This is a genomic window from Neolewinella sp., assembly GCF_965214665.1.
Classification (GTDB): domain Bacteria; phylum Bacteroidota; class Bacteroidia; order Chitinophagales; family Saprospiraceae; genus Neolewinella.
Genome location: NZ_OZ243970.1, coordinates 1,882,987 through 1,898,630 on the forward strand (window position 1 = coordinate 1,882,987; position 15,644 = coordinate 1,898,630).

At 54.0% G+C, this 15,644-nt stretch carries 9 protein-coding genes; 3 read left to right on the top strand and 6 right to left on the bottom strand.

Annotated elements, in window-relative coordinates; genetic code table 11:
• The first annotated feature begins 73 nt into the window (after positions 1-73).
• Together ACOOHD_RS08400 and ACOOHD_RS08405 are read left to right on the top strand one after the other, a co-directional pair.
• Positions 74-1,201, top strand: coding sequence for a sensor histidine kinase (locus ACOOHD_RS08400; protein ID WP_420461121.1), 1,128 nt, complete (start codon positions 74-76; stop codon positions 1,199-1,201).
• Positions 1,131-1,883, top strand: a complete 753-nt coding sequence (locus ACOOHD_RS08405; RefSeq protein WP_420461122.1) for a LytR/AlgR family response regulator transcription factor — start codon at positions 1,131-1,133, stop codon at positions 1,881-1,883. Before ACOOHD_RS08400 ends, ACOOHD_RS08405 begins: the two co-directional genes overlap by 71 nt.
• A 173-nt stretch (positions 1,884-2,056) precedes the next feature.
• On the opposite strand, the gene ACOOHD_RS08410 is transcribed toward ACOOHD_RS08405, so the two are convergent.
• Complete coding sequence (locus tag ACOOHD_RS08410; protein WP_420461123.1) at positions 2,057-4,519, bottom strand: TonB-dependent receptor domain-containing protein; 2,463 nt, start codon at positions 4,517-4,519, stop codon at positions 2,057-2,059.
• 85 nt (positions 4,520-4,604) lie between these two features.
• On the opposite strand from ACOOHD_RS08410, the gene ACOOHD_RS08415 reads away from it, so the two are divergent.
• Positions 4,605-4,967, top strand: coding sequence for an MmcQ/YjbR family DNA-binding protein (locus ACOOHD_RS08415; RefSeq protein ID WP_420461124.1), 363 nt, complete (start codon positions 4,605-4,607; stop codon positions 4,965-4,967).
• A gap of 22 nt (positions 4,968-4,989) precedes the next feature.
• Here ACOOHD_RS08415 and ACOOHD_RS08420 read toward each other — a convergent pair whose 3' ends face one another.
• The 5 genes from ACOOHD_RS08420 to ACOOHD_RS08440 all read right to left on the bottom strand — a co-directional run bounded on the left by ACOOHD_RS08420 (position 4,990) and on the right by ACOOHD_RS08440 (position 15,569).
• Positions 4,990-5,751 carry a bacteriorhodopsin gene (locus ACOOHD_RS08420; protein ID WP_420461125.1) on the bottom strand — a complete coding sequence of 254 codons (762 nt, stop codon included), beginning with the start codon at positions 5,749-5,751 and terminating at the stop codon, positions 4,990-4,992.
• Positions 5,752-5,790: 39 nt separating this feature from the next.
• Positions 5,791-6,768, bottom strand: a complete 978-nt coding sequence (locus ACOOHD_RS08425) for a potassium channel family protein (protein ID WP_420461126.1) — start codon at positions 6,766-6,768, stop codon at positions 5,791-5,793.
• Between the two features lie 352 nt (positions 6,769-7,120).
• A complete protein-coding gene (locus ACOOHD_RS08430; protein ID WP_420461127.1) occupies positions 7,121-7,420 on the bottom strand; it encodes a hypothetical protein in 300 nt (99 codons plus the stop codon).
• Positions 7,421-8,342: 922 nt separating this feature from the next.
• A complete protein-coding gene (locus ACOOHD_RS08435; protein WP_420461128.1) occupies positions 8,343-12,077 on the bottom strand; it encodes an ATP-binding protein in 3,735 nt (1,244 codons plus the stop codon).
• A 3-nt stretch (positions 12,078-12,080) separates the two neighbouring features.
• Positions 12,081-15,569: a class I SAM-dependent DNA methyltransferase gene (locus ACOOHD_RS08440; protein ID WP_420461129.1), complete on the bottom strand. Its 3,489-nt coding sequence runs from the start codon at positions 15,567-15,569 to the stop codon at positions 12,081-12,083.
• Between the last annotated feature and the right edge of the window lie 75 nt (positions 15,570-15,644).

The window sequence follows — 15,644 nt, forward strand, 5'->3', positions numbered from 1 at the left end:
CATTCGCCCCCCGGCAGTGGTCGCTCACCGATTACCGGCCGGCGGTGCGGCACCTACGGCCTATACTTGTACCATGAGCGAATCACGCGGATGGTGGAGTCGGGAACTAAGCTGGGTGGTGCTTCTGTACCTCTCCTTCGGGCTGTTCTATATGGTGGTGCTGCGCTTTTCCTTCCCACAGGGCTACCGGGCACCGGAGGGGCTGTTTGAATACTTTAACTTCCGTATTCTCTACCTCGACTATCCCCTCAAGGCACTGTACACTCTACCAATTTGGTACCTGACGTTTCGGGTACTGCGTCACTGGCCGTTTGGTTACAGGGTAGCCCTCAATCTGGCACTACTCCCGGCGTGGGTGAAGGGCTGGCAGCTTTCCTATTATTGGTTGGTGGATAATTTCTTCGGCGGCGGGCACCTACAGGGACCGGGTCAGTGGTGGGACATCTACATTCCCGCCCTCTTCTACATCCTCCAATTCGGTATCTTCCACGCCTGGCACTATTACCAGGACCTGCGCCGCACGGAGCTAGCCCGCGCCGAGAGCGAGCGCCTGGCCCTGACCAGCGAGCTCAGCGCCCTCAAGGCCCAGCTCAATCCCCACTTCCTCTACAACGCCTTCAACACGATCAGTGCCAGTACCGGCCCGGGGCAGGAACGTACCCGCGACATGATCGCCCAGCTTAGCGATCTCTTTCGCTACCAGCTGCGGGCCAACCGCGAGCGGGTACTACCGCTGGCCGATGAGCTCGGCTTCGTCACCGACTACCTGGCCCTCGAAAAAGAACGCTTCGGAGACCGGCTGGACTACCGGGTCGACGTGGAGCGGGAGCAACTGCTCAGCGCCGAGATTGCCCCCCTACTGCTCCAGCCCCTGGTCGAGAACGCCGTCCGCCACGGCCTATCACCGCTACTCGAAGGCGGTACGGTGACCATCTCGGCCAGCGCTGCCAACAACCAGCTTACACTCACCGTGGCCGATACCGGTACAGGGTTCGATCCGTCGAACTGCACTCCGGGCTACGGACTCACCAACACCCGTCGCCGCCTGGCTCTACTCTACGGTACCGCGCTCACTATAGCTTCCACTCCCGGGCACGGTACCCGCTGCACCTTTACCATTCCCCTTGCCTATGCTCCGCAAAGTAGTCGTGATCGACGACGAAGCCCCCGCCCGTCAACTGCTCCGGGAGTACCTGGCTGAGTACCCCGACCTAATCGTAGTGGGCGAGGCCGCCAACGGCGTCGACGCCCTGCGCATCATCAGCGAGCACCGGCCCGAGCTCATCTTCCTCGACATCCAGATGCCGGGGCTGACCGGTCTGGACGTACTGGCCCGGCTCGACGAGCTTCCCCTGGTCATCTTTAGCACGGCCTACGACCAGTACGCCCTGGAGGCCTTCGAGCTCCACGCCGTAGATTACCTCCTGAAGCCCTACGCCAGCGCCCGCTTCGCCACCGCCATCGACCGGCTGAATCTACGCACGGCGCCTGCCACTACCGCCCAACCCAACGTCGCTCGCCTGGCCCAGCAACTCCGCGACGACCGCAGCGTCGCCCCCTACCCCGACCGCATCATGGTGCCCCGGGCCGGTAAGTACATCGCCCTACCCGTAGAGGAAATTCTCTGCATCCGCGCCGAGGGTGACTATTCTACCATCGTCACTGCCGACAGCAGTTTCTTAAGTCAGTACAGCCTCAAGGAGACGGAGGCGCGCCTCGATCCCGGCCGGTTCCTACGCATCCACCGCTCCACGATCATTCACCGGGCGGCAATCCGGGAAATCTACCGCGAGGGGCACGGCTACGACGTGGTGCTGGTGAACGGGGAGTTGGTGCGGGCTAGCCGGGGGTATGCAGAGGTAGTGAAAAACATTCTGTTTTAGACCCAGCTTTGCTGGGGTAGACCCCTCGCTACGCGTTCGGGGGTAGGCTCGCTAAAGCGAGGTAGAGCTGCCGCATGTTATGCCTGCGAGACGAGTCTAACCCGAAGGGTCTATCCGCAACGCGGTCTATGCCCGAACGCGTAAGCGAGGGCTCTACCCCAGCGAAGCTGGGTCTACCTCACCCGCCCCGCGGGTTCGTCGAGCCCCGTATCCCGCCGCCGGCTACTCACCTTCTGATTGCCGAAGTTGTAGCTCACACTCAGGGCCACGCGGCGACTATCACGTAGGATGCTACCGCGGAACAGCAGGCCATCGAAGTTGCTGCCGCCGTTGATGACGAAGTTGCGGAACAGGTCGTTGCCGCTGAGCTTGACGTTGAGCTGGCCGGCGAGGAAGCTGCGTTGGAGGCCGACGTTGACGTAGCCCAGGGCATCGTACTCGAAGATGCCCTCGCTGATCCCGGCGCTGATGTAACGGCCGGTGAGCTCGGCGGTGAGGTCCCAGGGCAGGGTGAAGGTATTCTGGAGTAGGCCGCTGTAGTTGAACTGCTTGACGTCGACCACCGGGGCGGGTCGGCCGAACTCCTCGGGGAAGTTGGCCTGGTTACTCACGTAGCTGGCCGCTCCGGAGAAATAGACGCTCCACCAGGGGGTGAGCTCCACGGGGGCACTGGCGCTGAGGGAGTAGACCGTGCGCTGGTTCAGGTTGTCGTAGGTAGCGAAGCCGGCGGCGGGGTTGATGCGGTCGGGGCTGAACAGGCGCGCGATCGCTGCCTCGGTGCGGCTGTAGGCGAGCTGGAAGTTATAGCGGCCGGCGATGGTGTAGCCCAGTTGCAGGTTATTGACGATCTCGGGGCCCAGGGTGGGGTTACCGGCCTCGTAGCTGAGCTCGTTGAGCTGTACGCGGAAGGGGTTGAGGACGTTGTAGTCCGGGCGGTTGATGCGGCGGCCGTAGCGGAGGCTCAGCGTGTGGTTTTCGTCGAGCTGGTAGGTGAGGCCGGCGTTGGGAAACAGGCTGAGGTAGCTCGAATCGATGGGGGTGGTCACCGCGTTGTTCTCCAACTCCAGCAAGCGGCTATCGGCGCGGGTGGCCTCCAGGCGCAGACCGGCCGAGTAGCTCAGCCGCTCGCCGAAGCTGCCGGCGTAGGTGAGGTAGGCAGCGTAGACCGTCTCGTCGTAGGTGAATTGGTTGCTGCGATCGGCGCGAAAGTCGCGCACCGGCGAGAGGCCGTCGTAGGCCAGAAAGGTGTTATCGGTTTTTACCCGCGTGTACTTTGCACCTGCGCTTGCCGCCCCCGGTCCCAACGGGAAGTCATAATCGAGCCGACCGGTATAGATGTCGATGTCGATGGGGGTGTCGAAGTAGGCGTCAGCGGTACGCAGCAGGCGGCCGTCGGGGGTTTCGTAGCGGTTGGGCTGGTCGAGCACATCGTCGTTGCGGAAGCGGCCGTAGTCGAGGTCCACGTTCAGGTTGTGGCCGGCGGCAATGGCGTAGTTGTAGTTGAGGTTGAAGGTGTTCTGGGTGTGGTCGCCGCGCCCGTCTACGCCCCCGATCAGAATGCTATCGGCCTGGGAGCAGGGCGGCGGGTCCTCCGGAATGGTGGAGCCGAAGGAGTCGCTGTGGATGACGGTTTTGTTCTGCACATCGCGCACGCTCGATTGAAACTGCCCGCTGTAGAGGGTACCGAGCGTGGAGCGTTTGCCGAGATAGAGGTCGAGCCCCACGCGGGCGGCGGGGGTGCGCAGCTGGGGCTGGCTGTACTGCCGGTCGAAGAGCAGGAACTGATTTTGTCGGCTCGTGAAGATAGACTTCGTGTAGCTGTCGTTGGCGGTATAGCCGAGGTTACCGAACAGATTGAGGCGCCGGTTGCGGTAGTTGCCGCTGGCGTTGAGGCTATAGACGGCGTAGCGGCCCTGGCTACCGGAGGCGGCCAGGGTACCGTTGGTGCCTTCGTTTTCGGCCTTCTTGAGGCGGATGTCGATGATACCGGCGTTGCCCTCGGCCTCGTACTTGGCCCCGGGGCTGGAGATGATGTCGATGCGGTCGATCTGCTCGGCGATGAGGTTGCGCAGGTAGTTGGTCAGGTCGGTGCCGGTGAGGGGCAGCCGGCGGCCGTCGACGTAGATGATCACGCCGGCGCGGCTCAGTACGCTGATGTTGTCGTTATTGTCGAGCGTCACGCCGGGGGCCATGCGCAGCAGGGCCAGGGCATCATTGCCGGCGGCGTTGATGGTACCCTGCACGTTGAAGATGGTACGGTCGGGCTTCACCTCCACGAGGGCACGGGTAGCGGTGACAATGGCCCCGACCAGGTCTACCGCGGCGGGAGCCAGTTGCAGGGTGCCCAGGTCGGTAGATCGGTCGAGCTGGAGATGGTCGTGACGAAGGTCCGGGGCACCCAGAAAGGTCACGACCAGATCGTAGGTACTGGCGGCCAGGTTCTGGAGCCGGAAGCTACCGTCGTCGCCGGTGATTTCGACCTTGACGAGCTGGGAGTCGGCGCTGGTGTACAGGGCCACGTTGGCGAAGGCCACGGCGGCCCCCTGTTCGTCCAGCACCCGCCCGCTCAGAGTGTTCTGGGCGCGTACGCAGGTGCAAAAAAGGCACAAAAAAGCCAGACAAAGCGTGGTTTTCATACGGGTAAGGTGCAAACGTCGGGGGTGAGTCCGTGACGAAGGTACAAAACGCACCCTACCTCCTGGTAGTGCTTACCTTACCAAAATGGAATTAGATCGACTACGCGACTACTGTCTGGCGAAGCGGGCGGTCACCGAGGAACTGCCCTTCGGCCCCGACACCCTGGTGTTTAAGGTGGCTGACAAGCTATTTGCCCTCACCGGTCTGGCGGACGACGATCTACGCATCAACCTCAAGTGCGACCCACAGCGGGCCGTGGAACTGCGCGAGCGGTACCCGGAAGTGATCGTGCCCGGCTGGCACATGAACAAGCGCCACTGGAACACGGTGTACGTGGAGCGGGGGGCACTCGACGACCGATTGGTGGAGGAGTTGATCGACCAGAGTTATGCGTTGGTGGTGGCGGGGTTGACGCGGCGGGTGCGGGGGGAACTTGGGTTGGGGTAAGCATTGCACCTGCGGCCCCGCCCTAGGCTAGTGCGGGAGATGGATTGCCTGCTGCTTCCCGTACTTCCTCCACCGAGCGCGGATTAGCAGCCCCCTGGTGCAAATGATGCGGCAGCGCCCGCAGCTTACCCAGGTTGTAAAAGGCAAACCCGGCCTTGGAAACGATGGGTAGAATGATGAAAAGCACCGATGTCAGCAGCGGACCGAACAGCGCCAGCCCCGGCGTACCCAACGCCCACACCAGCGGATAGAGCAGCCACTGTACACTTAGAAAAACGGCCGACCCCTTATAAGCTGCCGTGAGCTCCGGACCCTGAATTTTGGCCTTCTCGTAGAGCTCCTTCCACATCAGGCGGTAGACGACCAGCAGCGCCACGCAGCCGGCGATGTACCAGTACCAGCGGTTGCCCTCCGGGGAAAGATCACCGATGAGACCGGTGAGGATCATAATAACTTGAGAACCGAGCAAGCCGGCCGTGATCGAGCCCTCTAACTTTAGGGTGTACTTACCAGTGAGAACCAGTGAAAGTAGCAGCAGGGGCGTACTCACCACCCAGTCGAGGTAGCGGGCGAAGTAGACCGTCTCGCCACCCACCTCCACGGTACCCTGCCCCAGGGCGATGGCGGAGTAGGCCAGTCCGGACCATACGACCACGAAGGTGTGGATGAGGTACTTGTACTGCGGTACCCCCTTGGGCTTGCGGGCCATGCTGAGGATGATCACAGCGCTCAGGAACATGACGGCCACGTAGGCCCAGTGGAGAAGTACATCGGTGCTGTCCATAGGTCGGGGGTGTTTGTGGGGTAACCGAAGCTAAGTGGGCTATGTTTCATCCTTATACACCTCTTCCCACGACCGGCCGGCCTGGGAAAGCAGGGCGCCCAGGCGGACGTTGCTTTCTTCCACCTCGCCGCCAGCGGGGTGGGCCAGTTCCGGTACGCGGTCGGCCCACCCACCGCGCAACTTCAATAGCTCCTCGTCTTCGCCGCGGTGACGCGCGTGGGTGTTGACCAGTTCCAGGAAGTGTCCGGCTACGCGGTCCATACGCACGAGGTGAGCCGTCACGGCGGCATCATCACGGTAGCAGATGCGTAGGGCCATAGTTGCCTCGTGCAGGGAGGCTACCTGTACGGTGGCGGAGTAGGCCAGCCCGTCGGAGAGGAAAAAGCGCACGATGGGATAGCAGCGCTGGTTGTTGATGTGGGTGTTGAAGAGCTCCACGAGGTCGTCGACGCGCTCGGTGAAAAAGCTGCCGTCGGGCTGGGTGGTGAAGTAATCGTAGAGCTCCAGCGGCGTATTGCCCATGCTGGAGATGTAGGTGGCCAGGTTTTTCTTGCGGTTGGCGGCGCTCATCACGTTGATGATGTAGGTGATGGCCGTGGTGAGCACCCCGAAGCCGAGGATGGAGTACACCACCGTGAAGTAGCGGCTAAAGTCGCTGCCGGGTATGTAGTCGCCCGTACCCAGGGTAGAAAACACGAAGCCGGTCATATAGGCCCGCTGCGGCAGGGTGGCCGGCTCCTGGGTGCTGGAGTGGATGACCATGTCGTCGAAGCCGGCGTAGACCAGGAAGCCCGCTACGAGCAGCAGGATGACCCAGTTGAGGAGGGTAGCGATGAGGTGGACCGCCCCGTTCCAGCGCCGGCCGCGGTCGGTGTGTATGTGAAAGACCTGCCGTACCCCGGCGTTGATCAGGGTGGTCATGCCGCCGGAGCCGTTGCAGGACAGCGTAGTGTAGAAGAAGTCGGTGAGGGTGAGGCCAATGAGGCCAAAGCCGAAGAGGGTAAGGAGCAGGTCCATTGGTCACCCGGATTTGGTGGTTGGCGGGGGGGTTCGAAAATATGGGAAAAGTTTGGGTGTGGGGTGGCGGGTGTTGGGGGGCTCAACACGTAGCGCTCATTGGGCTACACAGAGGGTGTCACGGAGTACGCACGGAGGCCAGCACCTAGCGGTGCTGCGGGAGGCGGGTGGGGGTTAGTACAATGCTGCCTCCGGCAGCGGCAGCAAAATGCAGCCTCCGGCTGCGCTAAGAGTGGCACGCTAAAGATGCCAGGCTAAGCGGGGCACTTCAAAAAAAGAAATTTCCCCGACCCTCCAAGGTCGAGTGGCCTCCGGCCCGAGCACCCAAAACACCGATGCAAACCAGCTCGGGCTACAAGCCACTCGGTCTTGGTACGTGAAGCTGCTCCACCCCCAGCCCCGTAAACTCCGCCACCTGCTCCACCCCCAGCCCCGCATCCAGCATTCGCCGTGCAATGGTAACCGCTCGCTCCTCGCTCCCCTCCTCCCGCGAAGTATCCACTACATTCTTAATGTCTCGGTAGTACTTCAAGCTCTCTTCGTACGCCTCCCGCTCCCCCACCGTGACGTTGCTCATCTCGGCAAGCTCAAGTAGTTTCCGGTCGGCGAGTTGGTAAAGTTGCTTTTGGTCTATCATAGTTTGGCGAATCATATTGCTTACCAGTATATATTAAATAACCCAGTCCGGCACATAGTCAAGCATCAAATAGATCACTACCACTATACTGGATATGAGCATACAGGTAATGTATGTTCCGACTGTAGACTTAAAATCATTCGCAGCGTCTAATCCCTCCGTTTTGTACAAGAAAACGGGAATCGCTGCCACAAATGAGATGAACGTCATCTTCATTAGCCAGTATACTAGAAATGTTATCAACATCTATTCACATATTGATTAGTGAGAACAAATATACTTCCATTGCGGTTACCAGCAACGAAGTGAACCATGTGAGATAATAGCAAATATTGACCGCAGCTTCAACAAATCCTCCAACGACACCTCACACACTCCCCATCCAACGCAAGACGCGTAAACTCCTCAAATGACACCTTCCGGTAGCCCTACCCCTCCATAAAATCCTCTAACGTCACACCTGTAGGAAGCTCCCTAACGGCACCCTTCCAACCTGAGTCCTCCTCTTCCGACTGTCGCTCAACTTCCCGCGTAACACCCTCTCTTATCCTAGACTGCACAGACCTATTAGTGGCCTGTAGCACCGCATTGATAATATCCACTTGTAGCTCACTGATGGTCATAGATCGACATTTCCTCACTAAACTGCCTGTCCAGTCGTTTATTCACAACCGCTAATATCCTACCCGTTCCGATTGGTTGCAAATCACCCTCGCTAAAGGTAAACTTCATGCCTTCTTCCAATTGATGCGCAAAATGGTCAACCGATAGGATATTGATCTCCGCTACCACCTTGTCGCCAGGAAAAACAAACTTTCTGTTAATATATTGTTGGTATGCAAATGTTAGCATCTCGTCGAAATCGAACTTGATCAAGGGTCTAGAAGCCGTCGCAAAAACTATGACACCGTTTACACGACACTACCTCGGTGTGTCTCTAAAACCTAGACACAAACTTCCTCTGCCTCTCAAAATCACCATGCACTTTGCAATTATCAATCTTATCCTTTATATACAGCTTAATTGGCAACAATTCAATACGAGAAGGCAATTTTTGTACTATACCTTGAATTCTCATCCAATCAGATGCTTCAACGTCAGCAACTATTACTTCCCCTGAATACGCCCCCCCGTTACCTCGCCACCATATTTTAGAAAAAATTTCCACATCTTGACATTCATCTAGAAATGCGTTTATTACCTGTTCATATATTTCAGGCATAGATTTCCGAACTATGTCTACAGCGATATTAATTTTCATATCGTCCTTAGAGTTATTTCGTGCATAACTCAAGATGAAGCTATACGCTCTCGATCTGTCCTCTTCACGAAGAGGTGTGAAAAAAGAGTTGACAAAAAATTCGCGGCCAAATATATGCTTTTCATTATTACATATTTTGTCAAAAACCGCCTCTAATTCATATTCAATAGCCTCTATACTCCATATATATCCAAATCTATCACTCGAAAGGTTTAATATACTTTCATACCTAGCATAAAGGCTATCTATATATTTCAACAAAAAGGATTTATCGAGGCGCAGTAACTTAATAAACGCTTCACCATTATGATCGTAATGAGCCTGATATTGCTTCTGCTGCATATAGGCCACCTGAAATTCTTCAGTGTATTTTTGAATTAAGTCATCATTCTCTTGGAAAAGTGATGTCCAAAAAATTATTTTATTTTCACTTGTGGCATTTATTGTATTTATTAATTTTAATGTTGTTACAAAAAATTCGGGGTATTTATCTGTGAAGTTTTGAACTCTACCAAAATCAAAGTGCCAGCCCGAAGGTAGAGATTTGATGGTGTCGAAAAAGGCAGACAATATTTCATCATCAATGAAATCTGACTTCAAATTTTCAAAGAATCTAACTTTCCATTTGCTTTGATGTTCAAATGTAGACGAAATCAATAGGTGCCAGATAGCCTCAGTATTATCTCTGTTCCCCAAATGGTTAAAAAACACTAATCGTGGAATATACCCTATACGATCATTGCTCTTAATGACCTTCTGTAGTAAATACAGTCCGATATCCAAATCACGTGAAAAATTAGAATTTATAACTACATCTAGAGAAGGCTCTATACTATGATGCTGAGTAAGTCCCCCCTTTATAGTGATAAAATTGTCTACAAATTCGTCAACCTCAGCGTAATTGTTGAGCTGAAATTGTCTGACAATGTCAGCGGTTTTAATCTTATCGTATTCTCTATGATCTTCAAACTCATAGAGTTCCTCATCCCTGTACCGGTTCCAGTCAACTTTCAAATACATTTTGTATAGGTCAGTGTTATACTTATCTCTTATTTTGTCTGCTAATTCTGACTCTTCTACCGAATTTCGGCTCCAAAAATTTAAAACCTGGTGAACTACCAAAGAATCAAAAAACACCTTAGGGTTCATTCTTTCATTGAAAATATGCATCAGATAATTTTTATCATATTCGACTAACTCTACCTGGATACCAGGCATAGAATGCATGTAGTTTTGTATGGTATCTATTATTTTGGTATGATATTCGGATGGCATATGAATTAACATATCCCAAACCATCCCCCTCATGCACTTCGCAGTTGGCGTTAGTGGAAAAGGATAGTTATATATAGTTATAGTGTTGCCCCTGAAATTCTTTGAATGACTGAAATAGAATTTTAGCAAAATATTGGATAATTCAATAGCCATAACTATACCCAGTTTATCGTTATCTGCACACTTTGTAGTAAGAAAAGAGATAATCTTCTGTTGCCTATATAAATTAGTACGCTCGTCCTCTTCATCTAATGCTACTACCGACTGTAAACTATGTATTAGCTCCGGCAATAAAGATGTATTTTTATTTACATAATTATATATTATGCTAAGGATGCTATCGAATTCAACGAGTGGTATTTTTAACATGTCTGTCAGAATCTCAAGAATTCTATTTCTGTTGTGACTGAAGCTATTATTCTGGTAATCTATGGTATACTTTTTGGGTTCGACATCTACCATCTGAGCCACTGATTTTGATAGATACACTAGCGTCTCTTCTACCAGGTAAAACCAAAAAACTGAGAATAGATTTAAAACGCTATCCTCATTGTCATAAACTTTATAAAAATAATCTCGCAAATACGGTGTCAGTTTTTCCATAACCTTACCTGGACCAAAAGTATTATTCGCCGCCACAACGCATTCCTTAAATCTCTTACTGTCGCTGTGGAAAAATTCTGATAGCAAAACCGAAAACGATAAAGATTCCTGATCGATGAAACTTCTATAGAAAAAATATGTAGATAGATTCTGTTCAGGTATTTTGACATAGTCGTACTGCACCTCAACCAATTCGTATCTTTCAAGTTGCTCTATAGAATCTATGAAGTCCGAATAGTTTAATCCAAACTTTTCAAGTACTTCTACAGATTTCTCCTTGTTCTTAAAAGGAAAAGCGAAAAAGAACGCTGTTATGCCAAGCGCTTGTTGGTTCATGTTTTCGTGGTGATCTATATCATCCCGCAAGAACGTCTCAAAATATGATTTGAATAGTTCAGATACATCAGTCAGTGCTCCTATTCTCTGTTCCTTCTTAGCTAAAAGCGAGGCCATAATAGCTAATCGTGGATTTCCATCAGAGATATCTACAATTTTTCGAGAATAAATGTTATTTCCAATTTCAAACGGAGGACCTGAAATTATTTTGACTATTTGTTCGTCAGTTAATCTGTCAACTTCTAAACTAGATGATGAGAAGTCTAGAAGTTGCCTTTGTACCGTAGAGTATGCGTAATCACGCACTGTAAATATCAGTTTTAAGCTACCGGTGGTGAAGGATTTATAAAATCCTACTAGTTGGCTTATAGCATCGACTCTGTTTGCATCGTCAACGAATATTAAATAGTCACCGTCCTGATTGAGGTCATAGTGTAAATCATCTAAAATACTGTGATGCTTATAGGAGACACAAAACGCCCGAGCACTATAATTACAGTTCAGATAGTGATCTATACATTTAAGACATACCCTCGTTTTACCAACCCCAGCAGGACCCGTGACAACTATAATATTTTCACTTGCAATTAAATTATTAAGCTCTTGCTCCAATTCGGTTCGATCAACCCACTGATTATTTATAGGAGTAGCAATACTTCCAGATGCAGAATTATACTCTTCAATGAACTTATCCATGCTTATAAGCTGACCACTTCCAATAGTTATTCCTAAATACTCTTTTGCAATCTGTCTATAGTTGAATTGCAAGTCGATTGCCATTTCTTGCAATGAAACTATTCTTAGCTTCGTATTCGATGAATGTTCACGCAGTGTAGCGAATAAAACGTTTGCTTCGTCAGGCGGAAGCATCCAATTGATACAAATTATAATTTCTTCAATTCTGTTCGGCGGTATTTGAGTTTTTTTCTGATCAAAGCAGGCATTGATGTCATTAACAAGCTTGTTTTTAGTAGAAATATCAGTTGTGATTTCAACATATATAAAATTACCATTCGGAAGAAGAAAGTATGAATCAGGAGTGCCCTTTCTGGTTTTTTGCTTACCAATTTGGCTACCTGTTCTAAAAAATGCTATGTAGTTATCATTTTTTAGCTTCAAGTAGCTGTCACACAGTTCTTGAAAGACGGTTCCGTTAATGGACTTAAGACCATTTTCTATTGCTTGATAAGTGCTCATAATTTACTTAGATGTTTCCGCTAATTTTAACTCTAAAATTTTCTGGACCCACCCCCCACCACTCCACCCCACCAACCCCAGCCCCCCCAGCACCTCCAACAACCCAACCGCTACCCCCAAGCGCTTCTTGCTCAACTTCGGCTTGAACGCGTCGGCCAGGGCCGCCTCCCCCACCGGCCCGCCGGCCGCTCCCAGCACCTCCCGCAGCACCGTCACCTGACCCGGCTTGTCGGTGGGCCAGGTGCGCTTTTCGGCGAGCACGACCGGGGCCGGGGCATCTTCATCTACCAGTTCCAGGGCAGACTGCTTACCCACCAACTCATCCGGGGCCTGGTACGCGGGGCGCAACCAGCGGACCAGCCCCCTAGCCTCCTCCGCCGCCCGCTCGGCGTTGAGGTCGACCAGGCGCTGGAGGATCTCCTGCTCGGCGAGGTCGGTTGGCCATCCGTAGGCGGCGGCCACGGCGGCATCGAGCTCGTCGTGGAGCTGGCGGAGAATGCTGACCAGCCCCCGCTGGTGAATCTTGCGCTCCTTGTCGCTCAGGACCTCGCCGGACCGCTCCCGCTCCAGCACATTGTACATCCCGGTCATCGTCAACTTCGGATGCACCGCCTGCTGCCGCTTGCGGTGGGCGTCGAGGCGTTCGGCTAGGTCGCGGATGGTTTGGCGTTGGGCTTCGGTGGGGGTTGGGAAGGGGAAGGGACTAAAGCATTTTGATTTGCTGTACCGCAAGTCATTACCAACTCCTAACCGCGCTCCAGCCACATCAGCCCATGCAGTGTGTATAATTGAGCTTAGCACTCCTAGATGATACGCATCTTCAATTGCTATTGCAACCAACATATGATCTGGCGTAATGCTAATGTCCAGGAATACAAAATACCTGTGTTTAGAAGTTTCTGGTGTCGCAATATATCGATCTAGGCCGACCAAAGCTTTCCGAAGCGTTTTTCTTGGTTCAGCAAAAAGCCACCACTTTTCCCTGATGCTCTTTCTTCTGTTTACATCACGTGCGGGCTTTACTTCGTCAACTACATGCTGATATATTTCAGGGAATGCAGTCTGCACCCCTAATGGCTTCATACCGAACAGATCAATGATGAGTGCATCCCTAGACTTTTGAGCTATATCTTTTCCGTTTCTGTACGCTTTGATCACTTCGTCTACTGCAGGCGAGACTCCTTTACCGAATGCTTGAGCTTCTTCCTCACTTAGTATAAATCCGCTACCGTTAACCATCATGCCGTTGGAACTGATGCGCTCGTTAGCTTCAAGTGCTACCGCACTCGCGACGTTTGCACCTATTCTTAGATCGGCTAAAATCAGTCCATGAGTCTGCTTAATCGATAAAATCTTTCCAGATTCGCTATACTCTTCAGATTCTTCTATGACTTTTTCAAGCCGACCTTCGTTTTGCGCACCAGCTACCGTCATAGCAATTCTTACTGCAGCACCGTCAGCACTATCAACCCAAGGATGATCTGCTATTGCGTAAACAATGGAAATTGGGTCTTTACTTATCAGAAAACCCTCAATGACTCGCCGGTTGAAAGTTTGAGAAATACTGTTTGTGGTTATAAAACCAAATTGTGAGACCTCACCAGCTTGAAGCAATTTTGCAGCTTTATACCACCAGTACATAACAAAGTCTGCCGATGCAGCTATGTCTTTATAGCTAACCTGAATTGCCTCCATATACCCATCCCCCAAAGCCATACGCATCTTCTCACCCTTGCCTAGAAACGGCGGGTTCCCAACAATAAAATCGGCCGCCGGCCACTCCGCCGCCCGCGGTTCCACGTACCTCAGCACCTGCGACCGCGCCCCCTCATCCGGTACCTCCAATCCAGTGACGGGGTGAATTTTATACGTGACGCCATCCCACCGCGTGACCGGCTCGCCCGCCCCGTCCAGTAAGGGCTCGGTGCCCGTGTAGGCCAGGACGGCGTCGCGGTTTTCGATGTTGTGGTAATCGCGCAGGAGGGGCTCGCCCAGGTCCGTCGAACCGGTGGTGCGAATCTGCCACCGGAGGTAGCCGATCCAGAGCACGAGCTCGGCGATGGCGGCGGCGCGGGGATTGAGCTCGATGCCCAGCATATTGGCCGGCGTGACCGTCGCCCCCGCGATGCCCATGCTCACTTGCTGCTCGCCCAGATCGCGCAGTACGTTGCGCACCTCGCCCTCCAGTCGCTTGAGTAGCTCCAGGGTGACGTAAAGGAAGTTGCCGCTGCCGCAGGCCGGGTCCAGCACCCGCACGTCGGCCAGTCGCTGTACGAAGGCGCTGACCAAGCGGCGGGCCTCGGCGTCGTTGCCGGACTCGCGCTCGCTCAGGGCGGCGGTCTGTACGCTTTCCCACTCGGCGCGTAGGGGGTCCAGTACGGTGGGTTGTACGAGCCGCTCCACGTAGGCGCGCGGGGTGTAGTGGGCGCCGAGCTTGTGGCGGTCGCGCGGACTCAGGGCCCGTTCCAGCAAGGTACCGAAGATGGCGGGCTCCACCTCCGTCCAGTCGGCCCGGGCGGCTTCGAGGAGGAGCTGGATCTGGTCGGCGTTCAGGTCCAGCGCCATCGTATCCGCGAAAAATCCCCCGTTGAACCGCCGCAGCCTGGCGTCGAGCACGAGGCTGTAGCCGCCGCTGTTCATTTTCTGCCAGAGCTCCGCTACCTTGGGTTGGAAGCTGTGGGGTTTGTCCACGCAGCCGCGTAGGAGCTTGGTGAAGGCGTTTTGGTCCAGCAGCCCCACGTCTTCGGCGAACATGGTGAACAGGCAGCGCATCAGGAAGCCGGCGATTTGCTCGGCCGTCTCCCCCGTCTCTTCCAGGCTTTTGGCTAGCCGCGCCAGGCTATCGGCGATCTCCTTGGTCACGCGGGCGCTGCGGCGGGCGGGGTCGAGGCGGAGCGGGTCGGTCCAGATGAGGCGCAGGCGCTGGCGCAGCTCGTCGCGGTGCAGCTCGGTCAGGGCGATGCGGTAGCTACTGGGGTCGGGGAAGGGTTGGTAGTGGCCCCCGGCGCGGCTCCAGTCGGCGTACACACTGATGCTGTGGCCCACGTCGCAGACCAGCAGGAAGGGGGGCCGGCCGCCCTGCAGTTCGGGCCCGTCAAGGAGGCGCGCGTAGTTTTCGGCCTGGTTCTTGGCCCGCAGCATGGCCGTGTCGTAGGTCTGGCTGCCGCGGGTGCCGTGTCCCGTCTTCTGGGCGCGTGCGCGGGTGCGGTGTTCTTGGGAGAGCGGTTGCTTACCCCCCGATTCCAGGCTAGCCCCCTGTTTATTTTCCAGGATGAAGTGCCCCCGTTTGTAACAGTCGATGAACTTGGTATTGCCGTTCCTACCCGTCACCCGCTTTTCGAACACGTAGGTATTCTGGCTGTCGTCGGGTAGGCTGGGCTGCGGCCGCTCCACGCCGAGCAGGGCACAGAGGTCATTGGTGAAAGATTGGGCGTTGGCGGATTCTGCGGCTCCGCTGGCGGACCATTTTTGGACTAGTTCTGGGGGGGTCAAGGGGTTAAGGAGTCAGGGGGTTAAGGAGTTAAGGGTGGGGCAGCTCGCTTCGCTCGTTGGGTAGCTAACAGTGTA

Coding starts and splice junctions, on each gene's coding strand:
- ACOOHD_RS08400 (WP_420461121.1), top strand. CDS start 74: ATGAGCGAATCACGCGGATGGTGGAGTCGGGAACTAAGCTGGGTGGTG.
- ACOOHD_RS08405 (WP_420461122.1), top strand. CDS start 1,131: ATGCTCCGCAAAGTAGTCGTGATCGACGACGAAGCCCCCGCCCGTCAA.
- ACOOHD_RS08410 (WP_420461123.1), bottom strand. CDS start 4,519: ATGAAAACCACGCTTTGTCTGGCTTTTTTGTGCCTTTTTTGCACCTGC.
- ACOOHD_RS08415 (WP_420461124.1), top strand. CDS start 4,605: ATGGAATTAGATCGACTACGCGACTACTGTCTGGCGAAGCGGGCGGTC.
- ACOOHD_RS08420 (WP_420461125.1), bottom strand. CDS start 5,751: ATGGACAGCACCGATGTACTTCTCCACTGGGCCTACGTGGCCGTCATG.
- ACOOHD_RS08425 (WP_420461126.1), bottom strand. CDS start 6,768: ATGGACCTGCTCCTTACCCTCTTCGGCTTTGGCCTCATTGGCCTCACC.
- ACOOHD_RS08430 (WP_420461127.1), bottom strand. CDS start 7,420: ATGATTCGCCAAACTATGATAGACCAAAAGCAACTTTACCAACTCGCC.
- ACOOHD_RS08435 (WP_420461128.1), bottom strand. CDS start 12,077: ATGAGCACTTATCAAGCAATAGAAAATGGTCTTAAGTCCATTAACGGA.